6 protein-coding genes are annotated in these 4,915 nt (G+C 36.3%); 5 read left to right on the forward strand and 1 reads right to left on the reverse strand.

Going from position 1 to position 4,915, the window contains the following annotated elements; translation table 11 throughout:
* Positions 1–245 precede the first annotated feature (245 nt).
* Positions 246–719, forward strand: a complete 474-nt coding sequence (locus AB5754_RS10340) for a glutathione peroxidase (protein ID WP_368250576.1) — start codon at positions 246–248, stop codon at positions 717–719.
* A gap of 77 nt (positions 720–796) precedes the next feature.
* Here the strand turns inward: AB5754_RS10340 and AB5754_RS10345 are convergent, their stop codons facing one another.
* Positions 797–991, reverse strand: a complete 195-nt coding sequence (locus AB5754_RS10345; RefSeq protein WP_368250577.1) for a hypothetical protein — start codon at positions 989–991, stop codon at positions 797–799.
* A 146-nt stretch (positions 992–1,137) separates the two neighbouring features.
* On the opposite strand from AB5754_RS10345, the gene AB5754_RS10350 reads away from it, so the two are divergent.
* The 4 genes from AB5754_RS10350 to AB5754_RS10365 all read left to right on the forward strand — a co-directional run.
* Positions 1,138–1,686 carry a sigma factor-like helix-turn-helix DNA-binding protein gene (locus tag AB5754_RS10350; protein WP_311833859.1) on the forward strand — a complete coding sequence of 183 codons (549 nt, stop codon included), beginning with the start codon at positions 1,138–1,140 and terminating at the stop codon, positions 1,684–1,686.
* Complete coding sequence (locus AB5754_RS10355; RefSeq protein ID WP_368250578.1) at positions 1,670–2,506, forward strand: hypothetical protein; 837 nt, start codon at positions 1,670–1,672, stop codon at positions 2,504–2,506. The genes AB5754_RS10350 and AB5754_RS10355 overlap by 17 nt, the downstream gene beginning before the upstream one ends.
* A gap of 204 nt (positions 2,507–2,710) precedes the next feature.
* Complete coding sequence (locus AB5754_RS10360; protein WP_311833861.1) at positions 2,711–3,553, forward strand: PRD domain-containing protein; 843 nt, start codon at positions 2,711–2,713, stop codon at positions 3,551–3,553.
* Between the two features lie 109 nt (positions 3,554–3,662).
* The coding region (locus AB5754_RS10365) for a PTS transporter subunit EIIC (protein ID WP_368259580.1) at positions 3,663–4,915 on the forward strand (1,253 nt) is incomplete at its 3' end.

Below are 4,915 nucleotides of genomic sequence, written 5' to 3' on the forward strand. Positions count from 1 at the left end.
GAAGAGCTGATTAATACCCAAAAAATTATTCGCCCAGCTTATATGGAAGTTTCCACTGATCGGGAATATATTCCATTAGTAGCTCGGCCTAGTACGTGCTCTAAGACGGTCATTCAAAAAGTATAGCTATAAGTGTTTTGAGGTCGCTTGAAAAAGCGGCTTTTTTGCTTTTCTAGAAAAGGCTGATTAGTTGTGAATGATTCGCCCCTTCGCTACAATGAAAGAAAAGAAAGGCGGTCTTTCAAATGAGTATTTATGAATATACAGTCAAAGACGCTAAGGGACAAGATGTTTCTTTAGCTGATTATGAAGGAAAAGTCTTGCTAGTGGTGAATACTGCGACTGGCTGCGGATTTACTCCGCAGTATGAAGGATTGGAAAAGTTGTATAAAAAACATCAAGGAGCTGGCTTTGAAATTCTGGATTTTCCTTGCAATCAATTTGGCCACCAAGCTCCTGGAAGCAATGAAGAAATCCAAGAGTTTTGTCAGTTGAATTATCAAACCACTTTTAAGACCTTTGGCAAGATTGAAGTCAACGGAGACGGCGCAAATCCGCTTTACAATTTCTTGAAAAAAGAAAAGGGCGGTTTGGTAGGTTTAGCTATTAAGTGGAACTTTACTAAGTTTTTAGTGGATCGTGAGGGAAATGTAGTGAAACGGTTTGCCCCTACCACTACTCCAGAACAATTGGAAAAAGAATTAATCGCAGTTTTATAAGTAAATCAATTAACTTATTTTCTTCAGCTTTCAAAAGCATTCTTAGCGGTTCAATAAAGAAAACAGAGCAGTCCGAATTAATTTTCGGGCTGCTCTGTTTCTATCTTTTCGTTCCAACGATTGGGACTCCAAATCGAACCTTCTAAAGAGATTTGTAAACTTTCGTTATCGTCTTCTAACTCTTCAATGTAGTCTTTGGTGGCTTGGATAATCTTTTGATAATTCGGCTCTTGAATCTGATCTAACTGTTCTGCTAACCAAGTGTTACGCATTTTTTTCACCTCAAGTGTAGTCTACCTAGGAGTGAGAGGGAAACCAAATAGTATGCTCAGAAAATTGTTTAGATTTTTCTTGTTGGGAGGCGATAGATTCTTCTCACCTCTAACGTATAATAAAGTACAGAAGGAGGCGGGAAAGTGTGGAAGAATGTCAGATTATTCGCTATATGCAACAAGAAGATTTTCGCGGGTTGGAAGCTTTGATTGACAGTTATGGTTTTGCTATTTGTCAGAGTATCTGGTCTGTTTTAAACCATCCCGCCGAAGCTAGTTATCGCAAGGAAGTGGAAAATGAGGTTTTTTATAAAATCTGGGAAAAAAGTGTACTTTTCAATCCGGAGAAAGCTAGTTTAAAGACTTGGTGTTTAACCATCGCCAAAAATTTAGCACTAGATAAAAAACGCCAAATTATCCGCGATTTACGCTGTGTGCCCACTGAATTTTTACCAGAGGCATTGGAATGGGATGAACCTTTGGATAAGGAGCAGTTTTTGGAGTTAGTGGAGGTATTGTCTCCAGAAGATCAATTGATTTTTTTGAAGTATTTTTTCTTTCAAGACAAGCCGGGAGACATTTCGAAAGATTTAAACTTGAGTCCCGCTGTGATTTCAAATCGCTTGGCTCGAGGGAAAGAAAAGTTACGGAGGATTTTAGTAAAGGAGGGCAAATCTGATGAGAAATCCGTTTAAAAAGACCTTTTGGCGATTGAATACTGAATTAGCAGCTGAAGAATCAGGAGATTTTTCAACTCAGAGAAAAAGTCAGTTATTTGAACAAACAAAGATGTACATCTTTTTGCAGGACTTTTTGAAAAAAATAACGCCTTACTTAGAAGAAGGAGAAGTCATTCAGGGATATCTGCCACTGACTAATCAGGAAAATACCGCCGTTATGACGGGGGGCGTTATGGGAATGAATTATGCACGGCAACCAGAAGCACGTGATTATGTGGAGAAGTTTCACGATGTGAGAGGCAATCGACTGTTGATTTTTACCGATCGGCGCATGCTCTTTGTGGTGATTATTGAGTTTTTGGAAGAACGCTTATTTTATTCCTATCCCTATGATGTTATTAAGAGCATTATGTTTAAGAAATATAAAATTGGTTTTTTCGATTGGAGTGCTGCAACTATTGGAGCAATTCGAAAACAGACTTATTATTATACCTTGGATTTTCAATCAGGCGAGCGCATCTTTACGGAAATGTTGTCAGAAGAAGATGCTCAGATTTTGAAACGACAACTGGCTGCGATTCCAGCGTTACAAAAGATTTTGGTTTCCGAAAAAGTTCAGCGTAATAGCAAGTTTGATCTATTCTTTAGCAATGCGACTTTCCAGATGCGTGTGCTTTATGGCTTAAGTATTTTGACATTGTTGGTTCTGATAGTCTACTTAGTATTAATCGTTTTGGGAGCCTTTGGGTGGGGGCCACAGAAGGAATTATTTTCAGTTATGCATTTCATGAACTTATGTAGTTTTGATACTTGTCCATATCGTATCATAATGTAAGATTCTTCATCTAACCCATTAGAGCAACTACTAAAAAAAGTTTGGATGTCGTATTGACAACGCTTTATTTTTGATATAAAATATCGCTGTGGATTGTTACTGTAAAGGCAATACCGATGGATAGATAAATTTTGCTCATTATTTGGTGTTTTGAGTGAATGGTATCTATTTATCGGTATTTTTTATGTTCGGGAGGTGACAAAGATGATTCCCATCACTGTGTATAATAACAATGCTATGCTTGTAGATGATGAAGGTGTGGAATGTGTCATTATTGGTAATGGTATTGGTTTTGGAGTAAAAGCTTCGAATAAAATCGACGAGTCCAAAATTGATAAAAAATTTATTTTAGATGCTGAATTCACACATAATAAATTTGGTCATTTGATGAAGGAGATGGATGAGCGACATGTTATATTAACCGCAAAGCTTATAAAAATTGCTGAAAAAGAGCTAAATCGTTCTTTCAGATCATCAATTTATCTTTTTTTAGGAGATCATATCAGCTATGCTCTGGAAAGATACGTAGAAGGTTCTATGCTTAAAAATGATATGCTGTGGGAAATTAAGAAATATTACCCAAGGGAGTTTTCGGCAGCAAGACACAGTTTATTATTGATTGAACGATCAGAACATATTAGATTACCTGAAGATGAAGCTGGATTTATCGCGCTCCATTATGTAAATGCAACACAAGGAAATTCGATCAGTAATGAGACATTAGTTACTACAAAAATTATTTCTGAGATAATTCAAATAGTAGAATATGATTATGGTTTTCGGCTAAATGAGATATCAATTAATTATGATCGCTTTTTAACTCATATTCGCTATTTTGTTAGTCGTGTTTTTTCCGAAAAGAAACAATTAAATGATGATCAAGCATTATTAAATCAAGTAAAAACATTATATCCTAGAGCATATCTGTGCGGATTGAAGATAAAAAAACATATTGATAGTGTGTATCAAATTAAAATTACAGATTCTGAACTTGTATATTTTGTTATTCACATCAATCGAGTGACACTACGTGAAGAGGAAATATAGAAACATAGTTTTGTTACCGAATGGGCAAGACCAAGTAGAAGTAGAAGCGGTGTAAATCGTTGTGCTTTTATTTGGTCTTTTTTTCATAAAAAATAATGGAGGGTTAAAAATGAAGGATTATAAGAAAATAGCTAAAGATGTTGTTTCTGGAGTAGGAGGGCAAGAAAATATTCTTTCTGTAACGAATTGTATGACGCGTTTGAGATTTAAACTAAAAAATATGGATCACGTGGATGAGGATAAGTTAAAAGCAACACCAGGTGTTCAAGGAATTGCTGAAAAGGGTGGGCAATTTCAAGTTATTATTGGAACGGATGTTTCTGAGGTGACAGAAGAAATTAATAAAATGGGAGTGGTTGAAACATCAGGTGATTTGTCAGAAAAAACTTCTGATGAAAAGTGGTACAACAGAATTTTAGGAGCAATTACAGATATTTTCCAACCAATTATTCCAGCGATTTGTGGGGCGGGGATGTTAAAAGCATTTTTAGCATTAGTTGTCTTTTTAAAATTGTTAACTGCTGATTCTTCAACTTATCAATTATTAAATTTATTAGCAGATTCAGCTTTTTATTTTCTACCGATTATGTTAGCAATTACGAGTGCACAGCGATTTAAAAGCAATCAGTTTTATGCAGCTGTATTAGGCGCAATGTTGATTCACCCGAATTTTACTGCAATGGTGGCTTCAGAGAATCCAATTACATTTTTATCAATACCTGTCAAAGCAGTATCTTATGGATCAGCTGTAGTGCCACCAATTCTGATTGTGTTAGTAATGTCATATGTTGAAAAATATGCTAAAAAAATCGCTCCAGATGCTGTCAAAGTATTTTTAGTACCATTACTTGTCTTTTTAGTAACAGCGCCACTAGCTTGGATTGCTGTTGGTCCTCTTGGGGCGATGGTTGGTGATATTCTTTTAGTAGTATTTGAATTTTTCAATGATCAAGCACGTTGGGTATTGCCAGTTTTAATGGGAGCTTTAACTCCATTCTTTGTAATGACTGGAATGCATTATAGCTTAATGCCAGTGCAATTAGCTCAGTACGCTACACTAGGATATGGAACGTTATTAGGGCCTGGGATGTTAGCATCAAACATGGCACAAGCTGGTGCATCTTTTGCTGTTGGGTTAAAAACAAAAGATAAAGTAATGAAGACAACAGCTTTTTCGGCAGCTACAACAGCGCTATTTGGAATTACTGAACCTGCATTATATGGTGTAACAATGAAATTGAAGAAGCCGTTATGGGTTGTAGTTTTGTCTGGCGGGGTTGCGGGACTGTTTGCAGGTTTGACTAATATGCGCACTTATGCTTCTGCTACAGCAGGTATTTTAGCGCTTCCAGTTTATATAAC

It is taken from the genome of Enterococcus sp. 2201sp1_2201st1_C11_2201SCRN_220225 (assembly GCF_040925905.1).
GTDB classification, from domain to species: Bacteria; Bacillota; Bacilli; order Lactobacillales; family Enterococcaceae; genus Enterococcus_C; species Enterococcus_C asini_A.